Annotated in this window: 27 protein-coding genes; 17 read left to right on the plus strand and 10 right to left on the minus strand. The window is 38.3% G+C overall.

Annotated elements, in window-relative coordinates; translation table 11 throughout:
- Nucleotides 1-142 precede the first annotated feature (142 nt).
- Complete coding sequence (gene gmhB, locus MT390_RS00005; RefSeq protein ID WP_499438877.1) at nt 143-694, minus strand: D-glycero-beta-D-manno-heptose 1,7-bisphosphate 7-phosphatase; 552 nt, start codon at nt 692-694, stop codon at nt 143-145.
- A gap of 84 nt (nt 695-778) precedes the next feature.
- On the opposite strand from gmhB, the gene rcsF reads away from it, so the two are divergent.
- The gene (rcsF, locus tag MT390_RS00010) at nt 779-1,159 is read left to right on the plus strand and encodes an Rcs stress response system protein RcsF (protein WP_166367969.1); all 381 of its coding nucleotides are present in this window, start codon (nt 779-781) and stop codon (nt 1,157-1,159) included.
- Nucleotides 1,152-1,874, plus strand: coding sequence for a tRNA (N6-threonylcarbamoyladenosine(37)-N6)-methyltransferase TrmO (tsaA, locus tag MT390_RS00015; RefSeq protein ID WP_499438879.1), 723 nt, complete (start codon nt 1,152-1,154; stop codon nt 1,872-1,874). Before rcsF ends, tsaA begins: the two co-directional genes overlap by 8 nt.
- A 3-nt stretch (nt 1,875-1,877) precedes the next feature.
- On the opposite strand, the gene MT390_RS00020 is transcribed toward tsaA, so the two are convergent.
- Nucleotides 1,878-2,417, minus strand: coding sequence for a rhomboid family intramembrane serine protease (locus tag MT390_RS00020; protein ID WP_166367973.1), 540 nt, complete (start codon nt 2,415-2,417; stop codon nt 1,878-1,880).
- A 165-nt stretch (nt 2,418-2,582) separates the two neighbouring features.
- Between MT390_RS00020 and MT390_RS00025 the strand changes: the two genes are divergently transcribed.
- The 3 genes from MT390_RS00025 to MT390_RS00035 all read left to right on the plus strand — a co-directional run bounded on the left by MT390_RS00025 (nt 2,583) and on the right by MT390_RS00035 (nt 6,413).
- Nucleotides 2,583-4,307 (plus strand): proline--tRNA ligase, encoded by a 1,725-nt coding sequence (locus MT390_RS00025; protein WP_299663159.1) that lies wholly within the window; start codon nt 2,583-2,585, stop codon nt 4,305-4,307.
- Between the two features lie 208 nt (nt 4,308-4,515).
- Complete coding sequence (locus MT390_RS00030; protein WP_499438881.1) at nt 4,516-5,625, plus strand: alpha/beta fold hydrolase; 1,110 nt, start codon at nt 4,516-4,518, stop codon at nt 5,623-5,625.
- Nucleotides 5,613-6,413: a Cof-type HAD-IIB family hydrolase gene (locus MT390_RS00035; protein WP_499438883.1), complete on the plus strand. Its 801-nt coding sequence runs from the start codon at nt 5,613-5,615 to the stop codon at nt 6,411-6,413. The genes MT390_RS00030 and MT390_RS00035 overlap by 13 nt, the downstream gene beginning before the upstream one ends.
- Nucleotides 6,414-6,619: 206 nt before the next feature.
- Here the strand turns inward: MT390_RS00035 and yaaA are convergent, their stop codons facing one another.
- The 3 genes from yaaA to MT390_RS00050 all read right to left on the minus strand — a co-directional run bounded on the left by yaaA (nt 6,620) and on the right by MT390_RS00050 (nt 9,627).
- A complete protein-coding gene (yaaA, locus tag MT390_RS00040; RefSeq protein WP_499438885.1) occupies nt 6,620-7,396 on the minus strand; it encodes a peroxide stress protein YaaA in 777 nt (258 codons plus the stop codon).
- Between the two features lie 74 nt (nt 7,397-7,470).
- On the minus strand, nt 7,471-8,589 hold the full coding sequence (locus MT390_RS00045; RefSeq protein ID WP_499438886.1) for a PilT/PilU family type 4a pilus ATPase: 1,119 nt from the start codon (nt 8,587-8,589) through the stop codon (nt 7,471-7,473).
- 3 nt (nt 8,590-8,592) lie between these two features.
- Nucleotides 8,593-9,627 (minus strand): type IV pilus twitching motility protein PilT, encoded by a 1,035-nt coding sequence (locus MT390_RS00050; RefSeq protein WP_166367985.1) that lies wholly within the window; start codon nt 9,625-9,627, stop codon nt 8,593-8,595.
- 19 nt (nt 9,628-9,646) lie between these two features.
- Between MT390_RS00050 and MT390_RS00055 the strand changes: the two genes are divergently transcribed.
- The 7 genes from MT390_RS00055 (at nt 9,647) to hemW (ending at nt 14,452) form a co-directional block, all read left to right on the plus strand.
- Nucleotides 9,647-10,339 (plus strand): YggS family pyridoxal phosphate-dependent enzyme, encoded by a 693-nt coding sequence (locus tag MT390_RS00055; protein WP_166367987.1) that lies wholly within the window; start codon nt 9,647-9,649, stop codon nt 10,337-10,339.
- A 21-nt stretch (nt 10,340-10,360) separates the two neighbouring features.
- On the plus strand, nt 10,361-11,185 hold the full coding sequence (gene proC / locus MT390_RS00060) for a pyrroline-5-carboxylate reductase (RefSeq protein ID WP_166367989.1): 825 nt from the start codon (nt 10,361-10,363) through the stop codon (nt 11,183-11,185).
- A 26-nt stretch (nt 11,186-11,211) separates the two neighbouring features.
- Nucleotides 11,212-11,757 carry a YggT family protein gene (locus tag MT390_RS00065; protein WP_499438888.1) on the plus strand — a complete coding sequence of 182 codons (546 nt, stop codon included), beginning with the start codon at nt 11,212-11,214 and terminating at the stop codon, nt 11,755-11,757.
- Between the two features lie 30 nt (nt 11,758-11,787).
- Entirely contained in the window at nt 11,788-12,081 is a 294-nt protein-coding gene (gene yggU, locus MT390_RS00070) for a DUF167 family protein YggU (RefSeq protein WP_166367993.1), read from the plus strand.
- Nucleotides 12,082-12,119: 38 nt separating this feature from the next.
- Nucleotides 12,120-12,575, plus strand: coding sequence for a DUF4426 domain-containing protein (locus MT390_RS00075; protein WP_499439483.1), 456 nt, complete (start codon nt 12,120-12,122; stop codon nt 12,573-12,575).
- Between the two features lie 9 nt (nt 12,576-12,584).
- A complete protein-coding gene (locus tag MT390_RS00080; RefSeq protein WP_499438889.1) occupies nt 12,585-13,190 on the plus strand; it encodes an XTP/dITP diphosphatase in 606 nt (201 codons plus the stop codon).
- A gap of 119 nt (nt 13,191-13,309) precedes the next feature.
- Nucleotides 13,310-14,452 (plus strand): radical SAM family heme chaperone HemW, encoded by a 1,143-nt coding sequence (gene hemW / locus MT390_RS00085; RefSeq protein WP_499438891.1) that lies wholly within the window; start codon nt 13,310-13,312, stop codon nt 14,450-14,452.
- Nucleotides 14,453-14,638: 186 nt separating this feature from the next.
- On the opposite strand, the gene MT390_RS00090 is transcribed toward hemW, so the two are convergent.
- Nucleotides 14,639-15,619, minus strand: a complete 981-nt coding sequence (locus MT390_RS00090; protein WP_499438892.1) for a glutathione S-transferase family protein — start codon at nt 15,617-15,619, stop codon at nt 14,639-14,641.
- A gap of 105 nt (nt 15,620-15,724) precedes the next feature.
- Nucleotides 15,725-16,627, minus strand: a complete 903-nt coding sequence (locus tag MT390_RS00095; protein WP_499438894.1) for a pirin family protein — start codon at nt 16,625-16,627, stop codon at nt 15,725-15,727.
- Nucleotides 16,628-16,779: 152 nt separating this feature from the next.
- Here MT390_RS00095 and MT390_RS00100 point away from each other — a divergent pair, with 152 nt between their 5' ends.
- Entirely contained in the window at nt 16,780-17,688 is a 909-nt protein-coding gene (locus tag MT390_RS00100) for a LysR family transcriptional regulator (protein ID WP_499438895.1), read from the plus strand.
- Nucleotides 17,689-17,812: 124 nt separating this feature from the next.
- Here MT390_RS00100 and MT390_RS00105 read toward each other — a convergent pair whose 3' ends face one another.
- Entirely contained in the window at nt 17,813-18,103 is a 291-nt protein-coding gene (locus MT390_RS00105) for a putative quinol monooxygenase (RefSeq protein WP_299663129.1), read from the minus strand.
- Nucleotides 18,104-18,428: 325 nt separating this feature from the next.
- Between MT390_RS00105 and MT390_RS00110 the strand changes: the two genes are divergently transcribed.
- Together MT390_RS00110 and MT390_RS00115 are read left to right on the plus strand one after the other, a co-directional pair.
- Nucleotides 18,429-19,139 (plus strand): AzlC family ABC transporter permease, encoded by a 711-nt coding sequence (locus tag MT390_RS00110; protein ID WP_499438896.1) that lies wholly within the window; start codon nt 18,429-18,431, stop codon nt 19,137-19,139.
- Complete coding sequence (locus MT390_RS00115; protein ID WP_499438898.1) at nt 19,136-19,453, plus strand: AzlD domain-containing protein; 318 nt, start codon at nt 19,136-19,138, stop codon at nt 19,451-19,453. The genes MT390_RS00110 and MT390_RS00115 overlap by 4 nt, the downstream gene beginning before the upstream one ends.
- 100 nt (nt 19,454-19,553) lie before the next feature.
- Here the strand turns inward: MT390_RS00115 and recA are convergent, their stop codons facing one another.
- Together recA and MT390_RS00125 are read right to left on the minus strand one after the other, a co-directional pair.
- A complete protein-coding gene (gene recA, locus MT390_RS00120; RefSeq protein ID WP_166368011.1) occupies nt 19,554-20,600 on the minus strand; it encodes a recombinase RecA in 1,047 nt (348 codons plus the stop codon).
- Nucleotides 20,601-20,679: 79 nt separating this feature from the next.
- Nucleotides 20,680-21,180 (minus strand): CinA family protein, encoded by a 501-nt coding sequence (locus MT390_RS00125; protein ID WP_166368021.1) that lies wholly within the window; start codon nt 21,178-21,180, stop codon nt 20,680-20,682.
- Between the two features lie 43 nt (nt 21,181-21,223).
- Here MT390_RS00125 and mutS point away from each other — a divergent pair, with 43 nt between their 5' ends.
- Nucleotides 21,224-23,833, plus strand: coding sequence for a DNA mismatch repair protein MutS (gene mutS, locus MT390_RS00130; RefSeq protein ID WP_166368023.1), 2,610 nt, complete (start codon nt 21,224-21,226; stop codon nt 23,831-23,833).
- A gap of 398 nt (nt 23,834-24,231) precedes the next feature.
- Nucleotides 24,232-25,371 carry a Na/Pi symporter gene (locus MT390_RS00135; RefSeq protein WP_166368025.1) on the plus strand — a complete coding sequence of 380 codons (1,140 nt, stop codon included), beginning with the start codon at nt 24,232-24,234 and terminating at the stop codon, nt 25,369-25,371.
- Nucleotides 25,372-25,490: the final 119 nt, after the last annotated feature.

Below are 25,490 nucleotides of genomic sequence, written 5' to 3' on the forward strand. Positions count from 1 at the left end.
CTACACCCCGTGTCTGTGGGGTCGCATTATAGGGATTGAGATCACATTGGCAAGTGTTTTATTACGATTATTTGCATTTAATTTTTATACTGTTCTTGAGCACAAGTTACACACAAATATATGTAACTTATCCACAGAGTTATTAAATGTTTTTAACAACTGAAGTCAAATCATCGAAGATAGCTGATGCTAAACTTTCACCTTCTTCTGTTATTGCTTTACCAGTACGCACTAAATAGTTTGTTTTAATGCCTGCTGCTATGCCTGCTTGTAAGTCAGAGACTTTGTCGCCAATCAAAATTGATGTTTCTATATCTATATCAAGATCCGCAATCGCATTCATTAACATGCCAGGTTTTGGTTTACGGCATTCACAATCAACTTTGAATTCACCTTTACCCTCTGTATTGTGGTGAGGGCAATAATAGATACCATCTAAATCAACACCACGATCCGCTAATGACCAATCCATCCATTCCGTTAATGTATGGAATTGATCTTCAGAGAACAAACCACGAGCAATACCTGATTGATTGGTTATCACAACTAACAGATATCCTTTTTTCTTGAATTCGATACACGCTTCAATAGCACCTTCTATAAACTCAAAGTCGTCTATCTCTGAAACATAACCGCTATCTTTATTAATAACGCCATCTCTATCTAAAAATACTGCGGGTTTTAATTTACTCATTTTCACTTCTCTAGTTCTGGGATGTTTAATGATGTTATTATGCCATCCATTATTATCCCCTACTATTAATAAAGAGTGACGACAATGAATAGACTTATAACTCTAGCTTTTATTGGCCTACTATCAGGTTGTAGTAATTACCAATTTAATTCGAATGTTGATAAAGAAAACTTTGATACTTATTTCAAGCCTTCACAAGTCACGGTTTATGACAAAAAGGAACTACTTGATCTCGAATATACGGTATTGGGTGCTGTTGAAGGAAGTAGTTGCCAAGAGGCTACCATCGACCTACCCGCAAGTGAAAAAGAAGCTCGAACAAAAGCTAGAATCAATGCAGCAGACATGAATGCAAATGGAGTTGTTTTTCAATCTTGTATTAATTTCAAGCAAGATGAAACCTGTGTCAGTAATGTAATTTGTTACGGACGCGCTTTAAATGTTGAAGCGCCTACTAATGACTAGTTACCAACATCAAGTGATAGCAATAACTCACTCTCCCTATAAAGAAAAATTTGCAGTGCCTAGGCAACCAGGGCTAGTAGTAAGCGCCAAAGCAGAATTAGAGATGCTGCCACCCTATGACGATGTTAATGCCTTTAATGGGTTGGAAGCGTTTAGCCATTTATGGTTGGTTTTTGAATTTCATAAAAATGCACCAAGTTTTGATGTTGATAATACATGGAGCCCTACGGTACGCCCACCACGCTTAGGGGGGAATAAACGTGTTGGTATATTTGCAACTCGCAGTCCTAACCGCCCCAATAATATTGGCTTATCATTAGTTGAATATCATGGGGTGATACAACGAGATGGAAAAATATTTCTTTCGTTAAGCAGTATCGACTTGGTCGATGGCACTCCGATTATAGATATAAAGCCATATATTCCCTATGCCGACTCGATACCTAATGCTAAAGCAGGTTTTGCACAAACATCACCGGAAAAGCTATTAGCGGTAGATTTTAGTCAAGATGCTGTATCACAGCTTCAATCACTGCCATCACATTACTCGGGCCTACAGCTATTTATTAAAGAGGTGTTACAACAGGATCCACGCCCTGCTTATAAAAAGTCGAAAGCCGATAATAAGATTTATGGGATGCTTCTTTCTGATTTTAATATCAAATGGCAATGTACAGCCTCAACGATCACAGTGCTATCCGTTGACTATGTTTAATGATTAGCGTTTCGACAAAAAATAACCTAAAACTCCACCAGCCAATGCACCGAAAAAGTGACTTTCATAGGAAACATTAGGTGCACTTGGTAACACGCCAAACACTAAACCACCGTAGAGCACTAAAACTAAAATAGACACGATGATATCTCTAAAGTGCTTTTTCAAAACACCATAGACGATTAAATATCCCCACATTGCATACACCACGCCACTCATTCCGATATGAATGCTTTCCCCCCGCGCAAATAACCAAACTAAACTGCCGGTCATTAATATCGATAAAATAAATACCGTCCAAAAGCGCTTTAAGCTATGTAAACCAATCAAGCTTGAAAAAATAACAAAAGGAAAAAAATTGCTTAATAAATGAGCCCAATCACCGTGCAGGAAAGGTGCAAATGCAATACCAGATAAATGACTTACTTCTCGAGGTACAATACCAAAACGGTTAACGATGAAAATGCCATTAATCAATAGTAAAACAACGCATATCAACATGATGATCAAACTGTGTTTTGCTGGCTTTAAGTAACGTTGCATAGGGGTTCCTCTCAGTTAGTCTCTAAAACTAACTAAATTCCAGCTAAAAAAACAATATTATTTAGATAAATCGATTAACAATGCTTTAGTCCACAGCAATCGACTGTTAAAATCAGCCAACTTTTATATTCGCAATACGATAGCTAACTATCAACAAGGATCACCATGCGTACTACCAATTATTTATTATCCACTCAAAAAGAAGCACCAAGTGATGCAGTAATTGCCAGCCACCAGCTGATGTTACGTGCAGGTATGATCCGCAAGATAGCATCGGGATTGTATACTTGGTTACCAACTGGTTTACGTGTTTTACGTAAAGTAGAAAACATTGTACGAGAAGAAATGGAACGTGCTGGTTCTGTAGAAATATTAATGCCAGTTGTGCAGCCTGCTGATTTATGGCAAGAGTCAGGGCGTTGGGATAAATTTGGTGGAGAATTGTTGCGTATAAAAGATCGTCACAACCGTGATTTTGTTTTAGGACCAACACACGAAGAAGTGATCACTGAATTAGTACGTAAAGAAGTTAATAGCTACAAACAGTTACCATTAAACTTATTTCAAATTCAAACTAAATTCCGTGACGAAACTCGCCCACGCTTTGGTGTGATGCGTACACGCGAATTCACCATGAAAGACGCTTACACTTTCCATTTGGATCAAGAGTGTTTAGAAAAAACCTATCAAACTATGTTTGATGCCTACTGCCGAATCTTTGATCGCTTAGGTTTAGAATACCGCGCAGTAATTGCAGATACAGGTAGTATCGGTGGTAGTGCTTCGCATGAATTCCATGTGTTAGCACAGAGTGGTGAAGATGCTATCGTATTTTCAAATCAAAGTGATTACGCAGCAAACATTGAAAAAGCAGAGGCTATTGCACCTGCATTTGATCGCCCAGCAGCCACCGCAGATATTAACGTTATCGACACACCTAATGCACATACAATTGAAGATGTTAGTCAGTTACTTAACATTGCTCCTTCACAAGTTATTAAAACATTATTAGTGCAAGGCGAAGCAGAGGAAGGCAAAACTATTCCAGTAATTGCATTAGTGTTACGTGGTGACCACAACTTAAATGAAATCAAAGTTGAACATATTGAAGGCATTGCAAGCCCACTGTGTTTTGCCAATGCTCAACAAATTCTAGAAACAGCAAATTGTGAAGCGGGTTCAATTGGACCTAAAGGCTTGACTATCCGCACTATCGTTGACCGTGCAGCTGAAAAACTAGCAGACTTTGTTTGTGGTGCCAATGAAACTGGTAAGCATTTAACAGGTGTTAACTGGGATCGTGATATTACAGATTATGAAGTCGCAGATTTACGTGACGTGGTTGAAGGCGATCCAAGTCCATGTGGTCAAGGTACGCTATCAATAGCACGCGGTATTGAAGTAGGTCATATTTTCCAATTAGGCGATACTTATGCGCAGGCAATGAATGCAGCAGTATTAAATCAACAAGGCAAAAACCAAGTGATGACCATGGGTTGTTACGGTGTTGGTATTTCACGTATTGTGGCAGCAGCGATTGAGCAAAACAATGATGAAAATGGCATTATCTGGAATGATGTACTCGCGCCTTTCTCCGTTGTGATTGTGCCAATGAACATGAAAAAATCACATCGTGTTGCTGATTTAGCAGAACAATATTACGCAGAGTTACAAGCAGCCGGTATTGAAGTACTGTTAGATGATCGTAAAGAACGCCCTGGTATTATGTTTGCCGATGCAGAGCTGATTGGTATCCCACATACACTAGTCATTGGCGACCGTAGTATTGATAACGGTGTTATCGAATATAAAGATCGTGCTTCTGGCGAAAAACAAGAAGTTAAGATTGAAGAAGTGACTGCGTTTATTAAAGCAAAATTAGCAAAGTAAACCTTATTCAACTCTGATTAATAGACCACACTTCTGAAGTGTGGTTTTTTTATGCCTAAAATATGGGTTCATGATTGTGCTACATTACATTAAGATTAAAAATCATTGAACTAGAAATGGGTGTTATATGGTGTGCTTGATTCGTATTGTAAGGTTGCTGCCTATTCTATCCATATTGTTTCATCCAACAATGCAGGCCAGCCCTACTATGTTAGAAGATAAAATACAGTTAGAAAATAAGACACAGTTAGAAGATAAGACACAGTTAGAAAATAAAGCAAAACTAGAAAGTAAAACTGAAAATTTTCTAGATAATAAATACCTCCTAAATACAGAAGCGCTGCTTGATGACCAATTCTCACCCACAATTAATCGATTTTGGGATGAGAATGCTAAAGTAAACACCTTTGAAAGTATCAATGGTGGCACTATCCATACCGTTCATATTAAAACTGGCCAAGCTAACGCAGTGGTGATCAGCCAAGGTAGAAATGAGTCCACACTCAAATATAAAGAACTCGCCTTTGAATTAAACCAACAGGGGTATGATGTTTTTTTAATTGACCATCGAGGCCAAGGTTTATCTAGTCGCCTTGGCGGAGATGCGCATCGTGGCCATGTGCAAGCATTCCAAGATTACGTGGTAGATTTAGCGACTTTTGTTGAAACATTACAATTAGACACAAAATACCATTCACGTTTTTTATTATCTCACTCAATGGGTGGCACTATTAGTGCGCTGTATCTGCAACAGCAAACACACCCATTTCAAGCAAGTGCATTTTTTAGTCCTATGTTCTCTATCAACCTAGGTGCTCTGCCTACTTTTCTTGCCAAGTTGATCAGTTATATGAGTGATTTAATCTGCACTTGGTTTAGTGATTTAGCATGTTATGCCCCAGGTTCAGGTCCTTACTTTAGTAACCCTTTTGAAGGTAACAGTTTAACCAGCAGTGAAAAACGTTATCACTCAGCATTGAACACTTTTGAAATAAACACTAAAACTCAACTTGGAGGACCAAGCATGCGCTGGGTGAATGAAAGTTTATACGCCAGTGAAAAAGCGATTCAACAAGCTTCGAAAATCGATATCCCTATGATCATTGTTCAAGCAGGTGCAGACTCGATTGTGAAGGCAGAAGGACAACAAGCATTTTTTGCAAATAACCAGCGCTGCGAACACAACCAATTTATAGAAGTTGTTAATGCAAAACATGAATTATTATTAGAACAAGATAAATACAGGATACCTGCTATCGCTGCAGTACTTGATTTTTTCAAACAATCTCAACAAGGTAAGCTGACATGTACAAAATAGCTATTTCAGATCTTGATGGCACATTACTCGGTCCAGATCATAAAGTATCAGCACAAACTAAAGAAAGTATTGATCGTTGGTTACAAGACGGTAGAAAATTTGTTATTGCAACAGGCCGCCATTATATAGAAGCAAAGAAAATACAAGAGGAGTTAGGCGACCCTATTTATTTGATCACCTCAAATGGCGCACGAGTGCATAACAAAACAGGTGATATTATTTTAAAACAAAATTTACCGACTGATGTTGCAACCGCTATTTGCGAGCAAGACTTTGACCCAACGGTACAAATAAACTTATTCACTGACCATCAATGGTATGCTAATTTTTCTCTTCAAGAATTAGTAGGAATGACCATTGATAGCGCTTTTTATTGTCAGCCTGTTGATTTAAAAACAATAGATAAATCGAATACCATCAAAATATTCTTCTGGGGAGAAAGAGATAAATTGGATGTTATTTACAAACAGTTGAAGCAACAATTTGCAGGCAGAGTTAACCTGACTTTCTCACTAGATAAATGTTTAGAAGTCATGGAAGCAACCACTAATAAAGGTGCTGCGGTGGATGCAGTCTTAAAAACTATGAACTTAAATACTCAACAGTGTATTGCTTTTGGTGATGGAATGAATGATGTGGAGATGTTACGCAGTGCAGGCAAGGCAATCTTGATGGCCAATGCTCAAAAAGATTTATTGAAAGCATTGCCCGATGCTGAAGTAACGGTATCTTCTAAAGATCACGGTGTTGCAGTAAAACTTGATGCTCTATTAAATTACTCTGAATAGCACTGAATAACGTTAATTTAAAATAGAAAAGTATGGAATAAGTCATTACAAGAACACTACGCTGAGCTTTAACCTGAAAATATTTTTTATTTTAAGATTAAAGCTTCTGGCAATTAAAATCGAGAACCAATAACAATTAAAAAGTCCACGTTTTAGGAGCCACTTCAACTCCATAACTGGGCTTTCTACTATTCATCAATTAATTATTATTGCTCATCACGTTGAAAGACTAAATCGGTCTCAGTGGATGCTGCAGCTACAAAATAATACCCGCCGACAGTAAACTCTTTTAATTGTTTAATATCAGTAATTTCATTCTCCATAATATAGCGAGCCATTAATCCACGCGCTTTTTTAGCATAAAAACTAATTACTTTATATTGACCATTTTTTTGATCTTTAAAAATAGGCGTGATCACAGTAGCTTTTAATGCCTTTGTTTTTACCGCTTTAAAATATTCATTGGAAGCGAGGTTAACCAGATATGGCGAATCTTGTGCCGTTAAATTAACATTCAGCTGCTCAGTGATTAAATCACCCCAAAACTGATAAAGGTTAGTACCTCGTTCATTATCTAAACGTGTTCCCATTTCAAGTCGGTAGGCTAACATTAAATCTAATGGGCGCAATAACCCGTATAAGCCTGATAATATTCGCAAATTCTGTTGCGCATACTGTAACGCGTTATCACTTAATGTTTCCGCTTCTAAACCAGTATAAACATCACCTTTAAAAGCAAATAAACATTGCTTGGCGTTATTTTCTAACTTCAAAGGTTTTTTCCACTCTGCAAAGCGAGCAACATTTAATCCTGCAATTTTATCACTCACTTTCATTAATGAAGCTACATCTTGCATAGATAATTGTTGGCAACGATTTATTAATAACTGACTCTGCTCTAATAAATTTGCAGTGGTAAACTCTGATGTTGTAGCAGGAGTTTCAAAGTCTAACGTTTTGGCTGGAGATATTACAACTATCATGTTTTTTCCTAATCTATAAAAACAAAGCGATCAATAAGTTCGCTTTGTTTGGGGTATCATTTAATCAACAGATATCAGACGATATGGAGATCACTTAATGTCTCAGAATTAGTAGTTATTCCATTCTCTTTTGCTTTTAGCTTAATTCTCAAGCGCAAATCATTGGCAGAATCAGCATGAGCTAAAGCTTCATTATAACCAATTTTCCCCTCTAAATATAAACGTAATAATGCCTGATCAAAGGTTTGCATTCCATAGGTCCCCGAAACCTTCATAATATCTTTTAATAAATGCAGGTCACCATTACGAATCGCTTCTTCTAATGTAGGTGTATTAAGCATAATTTCAAAAGCTGCAATACTACCTTTTCCATCTGAAGTGGGAATTAGGTGCTGCGCAATCACCGCAGTTAAATTGATTGACAGATCAAACAAAAACTGACGTTGAGTTTCCTCTGGCACCATGCGCAGCATACGATCTAAAGCTTGATTTGCATTATTAGCATGTAAAGTCCCCATGCATAAATGCCCCGTTTCAGCAAATGTAATTGCATGGTGTAAGGTCTCATAAGTACGAATTTCACCTTGTACAATGACATCAGCCGCTTGGCGTAATGAATTACGTAATGCCTCTTCAAAAGAGTCCGTATCAAGCCCAACTTCGCGTTGCGTGACCACTGAACGGCCATGTTCATGTACAAATTCGATCGGGTCTTCAACGGTTAATATATGGCCTGATGCATGCTGATTACGATAACCAATCATAGCTGCTTGAGTTGTAGATTTACCGGAACCGGTAGCGCCCACAAATAAAATCAAGCCTCGCTTTTCCATGCAGGTTTTTTTTAATTGCTCAGGTAAAAATAACTCTTCGAAGGTTGGGATCTTACTTTTTAAATGCCGAATCACCATACTCGGCGTATCTTTTTGCATAAAAGCACTGACACGAAAACGACCAATATCCAGTAAGTTAAGCGCAAAGTTCGCTTCTTTTTTCTTTTTGAATTCAGTAATACGTTCTGTTTCGACAACTTCGGCCAGTAAATTATATATTCCGTCCTCAGTTAGACTCTGATCGTTTAACGATATTAGCTTACCATTGACCTTAATCGTAGGCGGCAACCCCACCGCAATATATAAATCAGAGGCTTTTTTCTTGACTAACTCACTTAATAACTCATCGAGCATTAGCATTTCCTAGAGAGATTTTGGATCCATCGCTTTGGTCGCAGCATCTTCATAAGAAACAGTGCCTTGACTAACTAAATTACGCAAGCTTTGATCCAGTGTTTGCATACCATGTACCATACCCGTTTGGATAACCGAATACATTTGCGCTACTTTATCTTCACGAATTAAGTTACGGATTGCTGGGATCCCCATCATAATTTCATGTGCGGCAACTCGCCCACCACCGTGTTTTTTCAGTAATGTTTGAGAAATAACAGCACGTAAAGACTCTGATAACATCGAACGAACCATGCTTTTTTCTGCGGCGGGGAATACATCTACGATACGGTCAACGGTTTTGGCTGCTGACGTGGTATGTAATGTGCCAAATACTAAGTGCCCTGTTTCTGCTGCCGTTAAAGCCAAACGAATGGTTTCTAAATCACGCATCTCCCCCACCAAGATAACATCGGGATCTTCACGTAATGCACTACGTAATGCACTTTCAAAACTTAGAGTATCTTTATGAACTTCGCGTTGATTGATCAATGCTTTTTTAGATTCATGCACAAACTCAATAGGGTCTTCAATGGTTAGAATGTGCTCATGGCGATGATCATTAATATAATCAATCATGGCCGCTAAGGTCGTTGACTTACCAGACCCTGTTGCCCCAGTCACTAGAACTAAACCACGTGACAAGTCAGAAATTTTCTTAAAAATAGGAGGCGCATTAATTTCTTCTAACGTTAACACTTTACTTGGGATCGTACGAAATACTGCACCAGCCCCACGATTTTGATTAAAAGCATTAACACGAAAACGAGCAAGGTCTGGAATTTCAAAGGAAAAGTCAGTTTCTAGCTGTTCTTCAAAGTCCTTACGTTGCTTATCATCCATGATGTCGTAGATTAAATTGTTTACTTCTTTATGCTCTAATGCAGGAACATTTATTTTGCGTACCTCTCCATCAACTCGAATCATTGGAGGAACACCTGCAGAAAGGTGTAGATCTGATGCTTTATGCTTTACACTAAAGGCTAATAATTCCGTTATATCCATAATTTAAAATCCTAATAATATGACTAATATATCTAACAATATCGAAGCAGTAGAACAAAAAATAGCTCAAGCTAGCATAAAAGCAATGCGCGAAGGCGAAGTTCAGTTACTTGCTGTCAGCAAAACCAAGCCAGTTTCGTTGATCAAACAAGCTTTTGCACAGGGATTATCTCACTTTGGAGAAAATTATGTGCAAGAAAGCATAGAAAAAATTCAACAAATTAAACAAGATAGCGAATTTGACAGGCCTATTTTTTGGTATTTTATTGGCCCGCTACAATCGAATAAAACTCGCCCAGTTGCGGAAAATTTTGACTGGGTACAAAGTGTTGATCGCTTGAAAATAGCAGAGCGCTTGAATCAACAACGCCCTGTTGATATGCCAAGACTTAATATTTGTTTGCAAGTTAATATCAGTGGTGAGGAAAGCAAATCCGGCACCACGCTATCACAGGTCATTGAATTAGCAGAACAAGTTCAGGGTCTACCGCGTTTAAAACTGCGTGGCATTATGGCTATTCCACAAAATAGCGATGACCCGAAAATAATAGAACAACAATTCACTGCGCTACATGATATTTATCAAACATTACAACAACAATATCCAGACATTGATACATTATCGATGGGCATGAGTGGTGACTTGGAAAGTGCGATTGCCTGTGGTAGTACTATGGTGAGAATTGGCACCGATATATTTGGCGCAAGATAAATTAACAGTAAGGAAAAGATAATGCAGCATAAAAAAATCACCTTCATTGGTGCAGGTAATATGGCGGGTAGTATTATTAACGGCTTAGTAAAAGGCGGTTACCCAGCAGAATTAATCTGTGCATCGGCCCCCAGCTTAACCAACACCCAAAAATTGGTAACTGAACTTTCAATTACAAGCAGCCAAGATAATAAACAATCAGCGCAATGGGCAGATGTGATCGTATTAGGTGTTAAACCGCAAATGATGGCAGATGTTTGCCAAGCGCTTGTTGATGACGGTGTTGATCTCACTAATAAATTAATAATCTCTATTGCTGCCGGTGTTTCAGTGTCACGTTTTCAATCTATCTTAGGTAAAGAAACGGCTGTGATCCGTACTATGCCTAATACGCCATCTCTTTTGCAAAAAGGCATGACAGGGTTATTTGCTTCAAAACAAGCAACTGAACAGGATAAACACTTCGCAGGTGAATTGATGAGTGCTGTCGGTGAAATTGTATGGGTTGAACAAGAATCACAAATTAATGCAGTAATTGCAGCAGCCGGTTCAGCCCCTGCTTATTTTTTCCTATTTATGGAATCGATGCAGAAAAAAGCCATCGAAATGGGATTTAGTGAAGCCGATGCGCGTCTGTTAGTGCAACAATCTGCGATTGGTAGTGCTGAGATGGTAAAACAAAATCAACACTTGGATTTAACAACTTTACGAAACAACGTAATATCTAAAGGTGGTACAACGGCTGAAGCAGTACGTACTTTTAATGAACAGGGGTTGCCTGAGATTGTTGCCAAAGCAATGCAAGCAGCATCCGACCGTGGTGAAGAAATGGAAAAACTATTTTAATAGTCCTATAACGAGGTAGTAAGTAAATGAATGCAGTTAATTTTTTAATCGATACTCTATTTGACCTGTATCTTATGGTGGTTTTATTGCGTGTCTGGTTACAACTCGCACGCGCAGATTTTTATAATCCATTTAGCCAATTTATTGTGAAAGCAACACAACCAGTTGTTGCCCCTCTGCGTCGCGTTATTCCAGGATTGGGAGGCTTAGACGTTGCGACTATTATCTTTGCATTTGTAGTTGCCGTGGCCAAAATATTTGTATTGAGCCTAGTGATAAACTTTGATATCACCGTTGTAGCAATGTTGATTTCAGCTCTGGCAATTGTAATCACCACCACATTCAAACTGCTTTTTTGGATATTAGTGATACGTGCTATTTTAAGCTGGGTAAGTAAAGGGCAAAATCCAATTGAAGCAGTAATGATTCAATTAACTGAGCCACTTTTAAGCCCAGTGCGTCGCGTTATTCCTGCAATGGGCGGCTTAGACTTATCAATGCTTGTGGTATTGTTAGGTTTACAATTTTTAGAAAAATTATTCAACGATCTATTAGCTCAAATATTGGGTTAATTTATAAATGAAAAAGTGGTGTAGTAATAAATGAGCCAAATACCAAGTTATTACTCATATCAAGGCGAGGACTTAGTGCTTCGCCTTTACTTACAACCTAAAGCAAGCCGCGATCAATTTGTTGGACAGCATGGTGAAGAGTTAAAAATAGCCATTACTGCACCGCCCGTCGATGGCAAAGCGAATGCTCACTTAGTGAAGTTTTTAAGTAAACAATTTAAAGTAGCAAAAAGTGCAATTAATGTAGAAAAAGGCTTACAAAGTCGACATAAATTAGTGCGTATTAAACAGCCTAAAAACCTACCTTCTATTTTTTCACAATAAGGGATTATATGTTTAACTCAATAGTATTATCTAAAAAAATGATAACCAAAGGCTCAGTGTTTAAAGGCTTCGTATTTAATACGTTATTACTCACTACATTATTATTTACAAGCTTGCAGGCAACAGCAGACCAGTTTAAACAATTTGCTAACCTAGAAGTGCACTACATTGCCCTACCAAGTACTTTTATTGAGCCAAGTATTGCCACTCAATACAATATCAAACGCAGTAAGAATAATGGGTTATTAAATATTTCTGTTCTTGATAGTAAACAGAATAAAGAAGCCGTTAAAGCGACGTTAAAAGGTACGGGAAAAAACTTAATCGGCCAAACTCATCAGCTTGAGTTTAGGCAGATAAAAGAAGGTAAAGCGATTTATTATCTAGCCGAATACCCTTTTACTAATGAAGAAATTGTTAATTTTGAAATCAATGTCAAAACAGAAAAGAAATCGAACACACTTAAGTTTCAACATAAATTCTATGTTGATTAAGGACAGAACATGAAACAAAAATGGGTACTTGCCACCGGCAATCAAGGCAAAGTAAAAGAGATGAGCGAATTATTAAATAGCTTTTCTATTGAGGTATTACCACAAAGCAAGTTTAATGTGCCGGATGTACCAGAAACAGGTACAACCTTTGTTGAAAATGCCATTATCAAAGCAAGACATGCAGCAAAATTAACAGGTTTACCCGCGATTGCCGATGACTCAGGTTTAGAAGTTGATTTTCTAAATGGCCAACCTGGCATTTATTCCGCTCGTTATGCTGGTGAATTAGCTACAGATCAAGATAACATTGATAAACTATTAAATAAGCTGGAAGGCATTAACGCTGAACAGCGTAAAGCGCGCTTTCAGTGTGTTTTAGTTTATCTACGCCATGAGTTAGATCCTACGCCGATTATTTGCCAAGGTACTTGGGAAGGTAGCATTACAGAAGCCGTGGACGGTGAAAATGGATTTGGTTATGATCCAGTGTTCTGGGTTGAAAGCGAGCAATCAACTTCTGCACAATTAAGCAAACAACGTAAAAGTGAATTAAGCCATCGCGGTAAAGCGCTAACGCAATTAGTCGCGTTATTACAAAAGCAATTATCTGCTTAATCGCTATTTTAATTTACAGGTCCATTAATATGGGCAATAAAACGATAGCTTTATTATTACCGTTTAAACTCACTTTTAAAGCGACTGATTCAGTCGCTTTTTTTAGCTTGGAAAAATGAATGTTACAACTTCCCCCGCTCAGCCTATATGTGCATATTCCTTGGTGTATTGAAAAATGCCCTTACTGCGACTTTAACTCTCACAAGTTAAAAGGAGAGATCCCAGAACAAGAATATTTAACTGCGCTTATTGACGATCTCAAACAAGATTTAAGCTTTGTACAAGGACGTCACTTATTCAGTATTTTTATTGGAGGCGGTACACCGAGTTTAATTTCAGCACCGGGTATTCAATGGTTATTAGAAAATATTCAGCACCTTATTCCCTTTAGTGAAAACATAGAGATCACCCTAGAAGCTAATCCAGGGGCCATTGAGAACCAAAAAATTGCTGATTTCAAAACAGCGGGTATTAATCGTTTTTCCTTTGGAGTGCAAAGCTTCCAACAAGATAAGCTCACCAAACTCGGTCGAATTCATGGTGTAGAGGAAGCAAAAACCGCAGCTAAACAGGCACATAATGTAGGAATGAAAACATTCAACCTAGATTTAATGCATGGCCTACCAAACCAAACGTTAGAAGATGCCATGAGTGACTTAGCAACGGCGATTGCCTTAAAACCAACTCATCTATCTTGGTATCAGCTTACTATTGAACCTAATACACAATACTTTTCTCACCCTCCTACTTTACCCGATGATGAAACACTGTGGGAGATTCAAGAAGCAGGTGTGAAATTATTAGCGGAACACGGTTACAACCAATATGAAATATCGGGCTACAGCCAAGACAATTGGCAATGTCAGCATAATTTAAATTATTGGCGTTTTGGTGATTATTTGGGCATTGGTTGTGGTGCACACGGTAAAATATCATTACCCCTCGAAAATAAAGTACTTCGCACCACGAAGATCAAGCACCCTAAAGGATACTTAGACCCGCAACGTGCTTATATGGATGATTACAATACAGTCCCTAAAGAGGAGCTGGTTTTTGAATACATGATGAATCGATTACGTTTAATGGAAGACATTCCATTGGCTGAATTTGAAGATTATACCGGTTTAGCGCGTAGTGTATTAGATAAGCAGTTACAGCAAGCTACTGATAAAAACTTAATGCGAGTATCAGTAGACACCTGTCAAGTAACACCATTAGGACATAGATATTTGAACGAGTTATTGACGATGTTTATGGACTAATCTGTTTTAGCAACTACGTTCGCTAAACCGAGCTCAATAAAAATAGCCCTATATTAAATTTAAAATATTGAATGTTAAATGTAGGGCTATTTATGACTTCTTGTATTACATCACTTCATTACTTTTAATATTTACCTTTGATTTATAAAGTATTTTTTATAAAGTGATTTTTATAAAGTAATTGGTTTAAGCAAAGCGTAATCGATCATGTGCTTGCATAAAATCAACATCAGGACCAACAGGAATAATTCGCGTCGGGTTAATGGTTTCATGTGAACCGTAATAATGTGCTTTGATATAATCAATATCCACTGTTTTAGCTATACCTGGATGCTGGTATAAATCACGAACATAATGGGACAGTGACGGATAATCAGTAATTCGCTTTTTATTACATTTAAAGTGTCCCACATAGGCAGCATCAAAACGTATTAAAGTAGTAAACAAGCGCCAGTCTGCTTCGGTTAATTGCTTACCAAGTAAATAACGTTGTGTACTCAAACGCAGTTCTAATTTATCTAGAGCCTCGAACACACCGTTTACCGCTTCTTCATAGGCCGTTTGCGTTGTAGCAAAACCTGCGCGATACACTCCATTATTAATATCACTATAAATCCAATCATTTATTTCGTTAATTTCATTGTGTACAGATGCTGGATAATAATCTCCTTCACTGGCACCAATACCATCAAAGGCACTATTAAACATTCGAATAATATCTGCCGACTCATTGCTCACAATCGTCTTTTGTTGTTTGTCCCATAAAATCGGTACAGTCACTCGCCCAGAATAATTCGCATCTGCCAAGGTATATAATTCATGAACCAGTGAAACATGATTAACAGTATCTTCAATTACACCTTGTCCCGGCTTAAAGGTCCACCCCTCTTCAGCCATTAGAGAATTCACTGCGGAGATATCAATCATGGATTGCAAACCTTTTAGCTCTCTAAAGATCAAGGTGCGATGCGCCCATGGACAGGCTAACGAAACATATAAATGATAACGCCCTGCTTCTGCTTTAAAGCCCGCTTTACCGGTTGGCCCAGCTTGACCATCGGCGGTGATCCAGTTTCTAAATTGCGCTTCACTTCTAACAAATTTGCCATTGCTTGATTTGGTATCGTACCACTGGTTATGCCACTGTCCATCGACTAATAATCCCATAACATATTCCTCTATTTTTTGACTAAGCATAGTTTGGCCAAGTTAAGCTTCACTGAGTTTAGTTTGGTTAAGTTTAGTTTAGTTTGATTGGCTAGATTGGCTTAGTTAGGCAAACTTACCCTGATTAAAATCATCAAAAGCCTGTAATAATTGCTCTCTTGTATTCATGACAAAAGGTCCATGACGTGCAACAGGCTCATTAAAAGGCTTACCGGCGATTAATAAAAATCGGCTATTTTGCTGCCCACCTACTATAGAAACTTGCTCGCCGTCAGTTAAAACAGCTAACTTTGTCGCTGCGATAGCATCAAAATGATCCGCACTTTGTAAGCTGACCTCACCTTCAATAACATAAATGAATGCATTGTGATTTAACGTAATCGATTGTGTTAATACTTGCCCTTCAGGTAAATGAACATCTAAATACAAAGGTTCACTATAAACATTAGTAACGGCGCCAGTGGTTCCTTGATTAGTCGTTCCTGCTATCACATTAATTTTTGTTCCGTTATTTGATTGCTCATGTGCCATGGCGTTTGGCAAAAACTCTTGATACTGTGGTTTATTCATTTTGGCATGGCTAGGCAGATTCACCCACAACTGGAATCCTTTTAATAAACCATGTTCTTGCTCTGGCATTTCAGAATGTAAAATACCTCTAGCTGCGGTCATCCATTGCACACCACCGGGTTCAATAACGCCTTCATTACCAGCGCTATCCTTATGGCGCATTTTACCATTTAGCAGGTATGTCACCGTTTCAAAGCCTCGATGAGGATGAGTAGGAAAGCCTCCAATATAATCTTCAGCCTGATCACTTTCAAAACAGTCTAATAATAAAAAAGGATCTAACATATCCAGCTGTGAAGAGCCAATAAGACGCGTTAACTTAACACCGTCACCATCGGATGTTTTCACACCAGAAACAATTTTTTTAATGCTCCGCTCACTACGATTATCTGACTTATTAAGTGCGTCATTCCTATTAGATTCGGTTATCGCATTCATCGTTTCCTCCTGTTGCTGTTAATGAATAAAGGTTGTTAATGGATAAAGCTTATTAATGATCAAATATTATCAATGAACAAATCATAACTGTTGAAGTATTAACAATAAACAGCAATAATTTGAATTTATAATTGCTATATGGAGAACAATGAATGGGACAGATGGAAAACATGGCACTGTTTGTTCGTATCGTAGAAGCGGGAGGCATTGGTAAAGCAGCAGCGCAATTAGATATTGCAAAATCTGCCGTAAGTCGACGCTTAGTCGAACTTGAGCAGCAACTCGATACGCAATTGTTATCACGTACCACTCGCCAATCTCACCTTACCGATGCAGGGCGAATTTATTATCAGAAAGCATTAACGATTCTTAATGATGTAGCCGAATTAAATGCGCAGACAAGTGGTATCAGCACCAATATTGAAGGCACATTACGCTTAACCGCCCCTTTGTCTTTTGGTTTAACACACCTTGCGCCTATTCTTGATGAATTTAGTCAATTGCACGATAACCTTTGTATCGATATCGACTTCTCTGATCGCCATGTTGACTTAGTGGAAGAAGGCTACGAGCTTGCTATTCGTATTTCAGACTTAAAAGATTCAACGTTAAAAGCAAAACGGCTAACGACGATCCGACATTGTTTATGTGCAAGCCCTGAATATTTAAAGCAATATGGGCAACCTAAAAATCTCGCACAATTAAGTCAACATCGTTTATTGCAATATACCCAAAATGGTCACAATAAATTGCACATCCAAGACCCGCAGCATAAACAACATCAACTTGATATCAGTGCAAAAATTAAAGCTAATAACGGTGATTTTTTAAAAATGTCCGCCATTAATGGGCAGGGAATTGTAGCGTTACCACTCTTTATTGTTCATCAAGCTATCGCTAGCGGGGAATTAGTCGCGATATTAACGGATCATCAATTGCCCAATTTACATGCCTATGCTGTTTATCCACAAACACGTTTTTTATCTCACCGTTGCCGTTTATTAATTGATTTCATCAGTGATAAATTTGCACAGAAACCTATTTGGCATGACCTAAAATAAAACATTGAAAACAGTGGAAATGATCACTAATAAGATCCGCTATTACCCGTAATCATTCTAAGATGTAAAAACAATAAACCTAGCAGTGAGCAGGTTTAATATTAAAGCTATAACGGGTTAAATATCATTTTAATTCAGTCATTTCACTGACATCAAATGATTCGATAGCTCCTTCAACCACGGCGCGGTATTCTGACATATGCGTATTTTCCCTATGTTTTTGCCACGCTTCTCGAGATTGCCAACATTCATAAAAAAGAAAGTGCTCAGGGTTATTATTATTCTGGTGTAAACGATATTCTACACAGCCAGCTTCAACGAGTGTTGGGTCAATTAGTTTAATCATTTCACTTTTTACAAAGTCACGCTGCCCTTGTTTAACAATAATACTCGCAACGATAGTCAAATTTGTCATTTACAATCCTTTCAATAATTGGGTTTATTAGTCGATTATCTTTGGTAAAGCATAACCACCACGATGTTCAATCCTCCCCTTCATTTAATGCTATCAATACAAAAAAGGGATTATTCATCTTAAAACATTTTAAAATCAAATTCGTTAACTACTTATCATTAAATAATTTATTGAGATGAATAAGAAGGTTTTATTAATCATTCTGTTGTGGTCAAATACGGGCAATATTCTATTGTAGTGATACAGTAATTTTACCACTTACAAATATTCTACCCATTTACACAAGGAGAGTGCTATCAATCACCAACAGCTTAAAAAAGCCGAAATGAAAGCAGGTTGCAAAGCTGCCATTCCATTGATCATAGGCGCAATTCCTTTTGGTGTTTTATTTGGCACATTAGCGCCAACCAGTGGCCTTTCTGTTTGGGCAACCATGGCAATGTCACTCATTGTATTTGCAGGGTCCGCTCAATTTATTGTATTGGCATTAATTGCAGTGCAAGCACCGCTAGAGATTATTTTATTAACCACCTTTGTGGTCAATTTACGCCATCTATTATACGCCACAGCATTAGTGCCTCGTGTAAGCCATTTACCATTTGCATTACGCACACTATTAGCCTTTGGTTTAACCGATGAAACCTTTGCTAATATGAGCCAACGTTACCAACCTGGCTCTCCATTAGGCGATGACCATCAATTTGCACACTTCTTTTATCTAGGCTCTATGTTTAGTTTTTATATCACTTGGAGTTCAGCTACGGCAATCGGTTTAGTACTGGGTAATATCATTCCAGATATGACAAGTTGGGGATTAGAGTTTGCGATGTCTGTCACTTTCATTGGCATGGTGATCCCTTATTTAAATACGAAGGCAATGTTTAGTGCAATGTTCTGTGCAGCTATCGCTTCACTATACTTTGCTTATTTACCTAATAAATTAGGATTAATTATCAGTGCATTAATCGGGGTTGCCGCAGGTTTATCTGTTGTTCATTTTCAGAAAATGTCGATTAATCAAGGAGAGCAAGCATGAATGAGTTTTGGTTAATATTGGGAATGTTTGTGATCACTTTTGGCATTCGCTTTGTGATGTTTGCTTTTGCAGGAAAAATCACTTTCCCTGTCTGGATGCAACAATCATTAAAATTTGTTCCTCCTGCTGTCTTAACAGCAATCATAGTTCCCGCAGTGGTGATGCCTTTTGGAGAAATGGACTTCAGCTTCAGTAATGTTTATTTATTAGCCGCTATTATTAGTGTCATTATTAGCTTAGTGACAAAGAGCCTATTAAAAACCATCTTCTTTGGCATGCTAGTATTTTTGTTATTAAAGATTTTGATGGTTTAAAAATTGCTGTAACAAAAAAACCGATGCTTTGTGGGCATCGGTTTTTATTTATCGCGAGTTAGTCGCTGTTAACCAGTAACTTATTAAATCATTAAGCTAGTTACTCAGGTGCTTCTGTTTCAACTTCTTTTGATTCTGGTTTCAAGTCAGGTTTTGCTAATAATATTTCACGTAACTTAGCATCTAACTCTTTAGCAGCAGCTGGATTTTCATCTAAGAATTTACATGCATTAGTTTTACCTTGGCCAATTTTATTACCATTATATGAATACCAAGATCCTGATTTTTCGACTAGTTCTTGCTTAACGCCTAGATCAATCAACTCACCGTAATTATTAATACCTTGTCCATATAAAATTTGGAACTCAGCTTGTTTAAACGGAGGTGATACTTTGTTTTTAACTACTTTAACGCGTGTTTCATTACCCGTTATCTCATCGCCATTTTTAACCGCACCAATACGACGGATATCTAAACGAACTGAAGCATAGAATTTTAAAGCGTTACCACCGGTAGTTGTTTCTGGGTTACCAAACATTACACCAATTTTCATACGAATTTGGTTAATAAAGATAACCATAGTATTAGTTTGCTTGATATTACCCGTTAATTTACGTAATGCTTGAGACATTAAACGTGCTTGAAGACCCATGTGTGAATCACCCATGTCTCCTTCAATTTCAGCTTTTGGTGTTAAGGCTGCAACAGAATCGACAATCACAACACCCACTGCGCCAGAGCGAACTAACATGTCGCATATTTCTAATGCTTGCTCACCCGTATCTGGCTGTGAGATAAGAAGGTCATCTACATTAACGCCTAATTTTCTTGCATAGCTTGGGTCAAGTGCATGCTCTGCATCAATAAATGCACAAGTTTTACCTTGTTTTTGTGCTTCAGCAATAACTTGCAATGTTAACGTCGTTTTACCAGAACTTTCTGGTCCGTAAATTTCAACAACACGTCCGTAAGGTAAGCCGCCTATGCCTAGCGCAACATCTAAACCTAATGAGCCAGTTGAAACAGATTCGATTTCCATTGCTGCTGCACCGTCTCCCAGACGCATGATTGAACCTTTACCAAATTGTTTCTCAATTTGGCCTAATGCCGCCGCTAATGCTTTATCTTTATTCGCGTCCTGACTCATATTCTCTCCAGTGATGTTCTATAATTTACTGTATATTTATGCAGTATACTGCTCATTTATACAGTATCAAGTGTTTTTATTAAAAATTTGTTTCTATATTATCGATTAACCCTAATAAAGCTAAACGAATGGCTTGGGTTCTGACCTCTGAACGATCACCCACAAATAAATAGGTTTCCGTTTTGTGACCACTGTGTGCGTTATACCAAGCAATGCACACAGTACCAACTGGTTTTTCATCGCTTCCACCATCAGGCCCAGCAATACCACTTATCGCAACGGCAATATCAGCATCAGAATTTTTCACGGCACCAATCGCCATCGCATTAACGACTTCTTTTGAAACGGCGCCAAACTCATCAATCAGACCGGCATCTACGCCCAGCATTTGTGTTTTAGCACCATTACTGTAAGTCACAAAACTACGATCAAACCACAGCGAACTTCCAGAAATTTCTGTAATAGCGTATGCTACGCCACCACCGGTACAGGATTCTGCAGTGGTCGCAATTAAACCTGCATTAGTGAGTTTTTCTCCTAATACTTGCGCCAATTCTTTAACGGTTTTTTCAGTAAACATAATTTTCCGCCTTTTTTAGAAATAGTTATTAAGTGTATTCATTATGAAGCCAACAGCGCAAGAATTAAAACAACATACTCCGATGATGCAACAGTTTTTAACCTTAAAAAGTGAAGTGCCAGACACCTTACTCTTTTATCGCATGGGTGATTTCTACGAACTGTTTTTCGATGACGCTCGTAAAGCCTCTCAGTTATTAGGTATTTCCCTCACTCAACGCGGTAAAACCGGTGGTAATGCGATCCCTATGGCCGGCGTTCCCTACCATAGTGTGGAAGGTTATTTAGCAAAGCTAATTGCGCTCGGTGAATCGATTGCAATTTGTGAACAAATTGGCGATCCAGCAACCAGTAAAGGACCTGTTGAACGTAAGATTGTACGTATCATCACCCCTGGTACGATCACCGATGAAGCATTATTGGATGATAAACAAGATAATTTATTATGTTCAGTTTATCAGCAAGGCGACACCTTTGGTATTGCTTCCTTAGATATTGGTAGTGGCCGTTTTATTGTTAATGAAGTTAATAAAACTGAATCACTACAAGCTGAAATACAGCGCCTCAACCCAGCAGAGCTACTGTACCCAGATAATTTTGAATGTGTTGATTTAATTGAGCACTTACCAACTATCCGCCGTCGCCCTGAATGGGAGTTTGAATTAGGTACCTGTAAAAATATCTTAACTCAACAACTCGGCACCAAGGACTTAGTGGGTTTTGGTATTGAAAAAGCACATTTTGCTATTTGTGCTGCAGGTGCATTATTACAGTACTTAAAAGATACACAACGTACTGTATTGACACATATTCAGTCGATCACATTAGAGCAAAGCACAGATACGGTTATTTTAGATGCGGCGACACGTCGTAATTTAGAACTGACCTTTAACCTAGCTGGCGGTACTGATAATACCCTGGCGCAAGTACTAGATACCACAGTAACCCCGATGGGTAGCCGTTTATTAAAACGTTGGATCCACCAGCCGATTCGTAATTTAACGGTGCTTAACTACCGTCAAACCATGATCCAAACACTAATGGATTTCGACTTAACCGACGCACTTTCAATACCACTTAAACAAATTGGTGATATTGAACGAGTGATTGCTCGCCTTGCGTTACGTTCTGCTCGTCCGCGCGATTTGACACGTTTACGCTGTGCTTTCTCTTTACTGCCTGAGTTACAACACTTAATCACGCAATTACCTCAAGATCTAGTAGCTGACCTTAGCGAAGAGATGGGTAACTACCCTGAGTTATTGAATCTATTAGAAACGGCTGTTATTGATAATCCACCGGTATTGATTCGAGATGGGGGCGTGATCAAGGAAGGTTACAACAGTGAGCTAGATCATTGGCGCAACTTATCTAAAGGTGCAACGGACTATTTAGAAGCACTAGAAAAACGTGAACGAGAAAGCACCGGTATCAGCACTTTAAAAGTTGGCTATAATCGTGTCCACGGCTATTTTATTGAAATAAGTCGCAGCCAATCGGCACATGTGCCTGAACATTATGTACGCCGCCAAACCCTTAAAGGGGCAGAACGTTACATTATCGCCGAACTAAAAGAACATGAAGAAAAAGTGTTATCAAGCCAAGGTAAAGCGCTAGCGCTAGAAAAACAACTTTATGAGCAACTGATTGATCTATTACTACCACATTTAAAAAGTCTGCAATTTACCGCTAAATCTTTAGCCGAGTTGGATGTATTAAACACCTTAACTGAGCGTGCATTAACGTTAAATTATGTGCGCCCTGTTTTGCAGCAACAAAGTGGAATTGAAATAGAAGAAGGCCGTCACCCAGTGGTTGAGCAAGTGAGTAAAACGCCATTTATAGCCAACCCTGTTAACTTGCATCAACAACGACGTATGTTGATCATTACCGGTCCTAATATGGGTGGTAAATCAACCTATATGCGTCAAGTTGCGTTAATGGTGTTAATGGCACACATTGGTAGTTTCATTCCTGCACAAAGTGCAACGATTGGTCCGATTGATCGTATTTTTACACGTATTGGCGCTTCCGATGACCTCGCAAGTGGTCGCTCAACCTTTATGGTAGAAATGACCGAGACAGCTAATATCTTACATAATGCAACGCCAAATTCATTAGTGTTAATGGATGAAATTGGTCGTGGTACGAGTACCTTTGATGGTTTGTCTTTAGCTTGGGCTTGTGCTGAACAATTAGCACAAAAAATCCAGGCCTATACCTTATTCGCAACGCACTATTTTGAGTTAACACGCTTACCTGAAACTATTCCTGAATTAGTTAATGTGCATCTAGATGCTGTTGAGCATGGTGATAGTATTGCGTTTTTACATGCTTTACAGGAAGGCGCTGCGAATAAAAGTTATGGATTACAAGTTGCCGCATTAGCAGGTGTACCTAAATCAGTATTAGATAATGCGAAGAAAAAGTTACAGCAGTTAGAAGCCTCTTCACTACAATCGCAACAACAAGCACAACTTAACTCTCAGGCGTTAGTCGAAAGTAATGCAGAGCAAGCGTCGGTGCAATGTAGTTTAGACTTTTCACAGCCAGAGCCTCATCAAGCTATCACTTTATTGACCAGCTTAGATCCGGATGATTTAACCCCAAAACAAGCGTTGGCAATGCTTTATCAGCTGAAAGAGCAGCTTTAATTTTTATCATTATTTTTATCGTTGTTTTATTGCAGTTAAAGAACAAGTACTTAATAACAGATGATAGAGAACAGGTGCTTAATAAAAAATGTTAAACAGCTAACCATTAAAATATAGCGGGGTGTTTAATCACACTCTGCTTTTTCTTTATTATTTGTCCCTTTTCACTTATTACTTATCGTTTATCAGCTCGCACCAATCATCCAGCCCTTTTTAAAACCCGAATAAAACCTCTATCTATTATGATTTTCAAATCAATAATCATCATTATTTTAAAATTAACGAATTTTTTATGACAACTGAAATATTTCTGTAACAAAACTCTGTTCTAATCGGCGCATTAACAAAATACATAACCTTTGTGCACTAAATAGCTTCCTAATAATAGGCTTAATAAAATGAATAATGAAAATAACAACAGTACGTTAAAACAACTAATTAATTGGTCTACGGTGATCTTTTTAGTCTATTGCATGTTAGTTGCCGTGAGCACGGTTAGCAGCGGGTTTAAATTATTTTCAGGGGGTGCTGCAGGGGCTGAAGAGATATTTCAATTTGCAAGTAACCCACTCGTTGCCTTGATTCTAGGCACACTAGCAACAGCATTAGTACAATCATCTTCTACCGTCACAGCTGTAACCGTTGGTTTAGTGGCCGGTGGTTTACCCGTTTCAATTGCAATCCCATTAATCATGGGCGCTAACATCGGCACCACGATCACTAACTCTATTGTATCCATCGGACACGTGCGTGATAAGGAAGACTTCAAACGTGCTTTTAGTGCAGCAACAGTACATGACTTTTTTAACTTAATTGCAGTGCTTATATTCTTACCGCTTGAATTGATGTTTGGTTTATTAGAAAAAATGGCCGGTGCCGCATCACATTTATTGGTTGGTAGCGCGGATATGTCGCTTAAAGGTTTTAACTTTATGAAACCTTTAACAAAACCAGGCGTGAACCTAATTTCAGATATGGCTTCTATTATTCCAGGGAAAATGGCCGGTATTGCAATGGTCATTGCTGGCGTTGCACTTATCTTATTCTCAGTCGCTTTCTTAGGTAAAGTACTGAAAAAAGTATTAGTGGGTAGAGCAAAATCCATCTTGCATAATGCTTTAGGTAAAGGTCCTATTGCGGGTATCAGTTCAGGTGCCTTAATGACAGTGATGGTGCAATCATCATCAACGACTACTAGCTTAATGATCCCATTAGCAGGTAGCGGCATGTTCACCACCCGTCAAATATACCCTTTCACATTAGGTGCAAATATCGGTACAACAATCACCGCATTATTAGCAGCCACAGCTATCTCAGGCCCAATGGCCGAAGCTGCGTTAACTATTGCCCTAGTGCATTTCCTATTTAACTTCTTAGCAGTCGTGGTCATCTACGGAATCCCATTCCTACGTGAACTACCGTTAAAAGGTGCAGAGAAGCTGGCTCAAGTGGGCACAGAAAATAAACTCCTCGCCTTTGGGTATGTTATTGGCACCTTCTTTATCTTACCCGGCTTAATTTTAGTTGGTGTACGTTAATAACAAGCTTAAGTTTTAAATAGTAATTAATCTCTAAAAAATCTGCATATATTTACAAGCGACTCAATGAGTCGCTTTTTTTGTGTCATCACCTACCAAGCCACACTACTTCACAACGT

This window comes from Vibrio sp. 2-Bac 85 (assembly GCF_037546705.1).
In the GTDB taxonomy this organism is placed as follows: Bacteria; Pseudomonadota; Gammaproteobacteria; order Enterobacterales; family Psychromonadaceae; genus Psychromonas.

Bases quoted from the DNA above. Each gene is read 5' to 3' on its own strand.
- proC (WP_166367989.1), top strand. From the start codon at position 10,361: ATGCAGCATAAAAAAATCACCTTCATTGGTGCAGGTAATATGGCGGGT.
- yaaA (WP_499438885.1), bottom strand. From the start codon at position 7,396: ATGATAGTTGTAATATCTCCAGCCAAAACGTTAGACTTTGAAACTCCT.
- MT390_RS00025 (WP_299663159.1), top strand. From the start codon at position 2,583: ATGCGTACTACCAATTATTTATTATCCACTCAAAAAGAAGCACCAAGT.
- rcsF (WP_166367969.1), top strand. From the start codon at position 779: ATGAATAGACTTATAACTCTAGCTTTTATTGGCCTACTATCAGGTTGT.
- recA (WP_166368011.1), bottom strand. From the start codon at position 20,600: ATGAGTCAGGACGCGAATAAAGATAAAGCATTAGCGGCGGCATTAGGC.
- mutS (WP_166368023.1), top strand. From the start codon at position 21,224: ATGAAGCCAACAGCGCAAGAATTAAAACAACATACTCCGATGATGCAA.
- MT390_RS00030 (WP_499438881.1), top strand. From the start codon at position 4,516: ATGTTAGAAGATAAAATACAGTTAGAAAATAAGACACAGTTAGAAGAT.
- MT390_RS00090 (WP_499438892.1), bottom strand. From the start codon at position 15,619: ATGGGATTATTAGTCGATGGACAGTGGCATAACCAGTGGTACGATACC.
- hemW (WP_499438891.1), top strand. From the start codon at position 13,310: ATGTTACAACTTCCCCCGCTCAGCCTATATGTGCATATTCCTTGGTGT.
- MT390_RS00115 (WP_499438898.1), top strand. From the start codon at position 19,136: ATGAATGAGTTTTGGTTAATATTGGGAATGTTTGTGATCACTTTTGGC.
- MT390_RS00045 (WP_499438886.1), bottom strand. From the start codon at position 8,589: ATGCTAATGCTCGATGAGTTATTAAGTGAGTTAGTCAAGAAAAAAGCC.
- MT390_RS00125 (WP_166368021.1), bottom strand. From the start codon at position 21,180: ATGTTTACTGAAAAAACCGTTAAAGAATTGGCGCAAGTATTAGGAGAA.
- yggU (WP_166367993.1), top strand. From the start codon at position 11,788: ATGAGCCAAATACCAAGTTATTACTCATATCAAGGCGAGGACTTAGTG.
- MT390_RS00105 (WP_299663129.1), bottom strand. From the start codon at position 18,103: ATGACAAATTTGACTATCGTTGCGAGTATTATTGTTAAACAAGGGCAG.
- MT390_RS00075 (WP_499439483.1), top strand. From the start codon at position 12,120: ATGATAACCAAAGGCTCAGTGTTTAAAGGCTTCGTATTTAATACGTTA.
- gmhB (WP_499438877.1), bottom strand. From the start codon at position 694: ATGAGTAAATTAAAACCCGCAGTATTTTTAGATAGAGATGGCGTTATT.
- MT390_RS00100 (WP_499438895.1), top strand. From the start codon at position 16,780: ATGGGACAGATGGAAAACATGGCACTGTTTGTTCGTATCGTAGAAGCG.
- MT390_RS00095 (WP_499438894.1), bottom strand. From the start codon at position 16,627: ATGAATGCGATAACCGAATCTAATAGGAATGACGCACTTAATAAGTCA.
- MT390_RS00080 (WP_499438889.1), top strand. From the start codon at position 12,585: ATGAAACAAAAATGGGTACTTGCCACCGGCAATCAAGGCAAAGTAAAA.
- MT390_RS00135 (WP_166368025.1), top strand. From the start codon at position 24,232: ATGAATAATGAAAATAACAACAGTACGTTAAAACAACTAATTAATTGG.
- MT390_RS00035 (WP_499438883.1), top strand. From the start codon at position 5,613: ATGTACAAAATAGCTATTTCAGATCTTGATGGCACATTACTCGGTCCA.
- MT390_RS00110 (WP_499438896.1), top strand. From the start codon at position 18,429: ATGAAAGCAGGTTGCAAAGCTGCCATTCCATTGATCATAGGCGCAATT.
- MT390_RS00020 (WP_166367973.1), bottom strand. From the start codon at position 2,417: ATGCAACGTTACTTAAAGCCAGCAAAACACAGTTTGATCATCATGTTG.
- MT390_RS00050 (WP_166367985.1), bottom strand. From the start codon at position 9,627: ATGGATATAACGGAATTATTAGCCTTTAGTGTAAAGCATAAAGCATCA.
- MT390_RS00055 (WP_166367987.1), top strand. From the start codon at position 9,647: ATGACTAATATATCTAACAATATCGAAGCAGTAGAACAAAAAATAGCT.
- MT390_RS00065 (WP_499438888.1), top strand. From the start codon at position 11,212: ATGAATGCAGTTAATTTTTTAATCGATACTCTATTTGACCTGTATCTT.
- tsaA (WP_499438879.1), top strand. From the start codon at position 1,152: ATGACTAGTTACCAACATCAAGTGATAGCAATAACTCACTCTCCCTAT.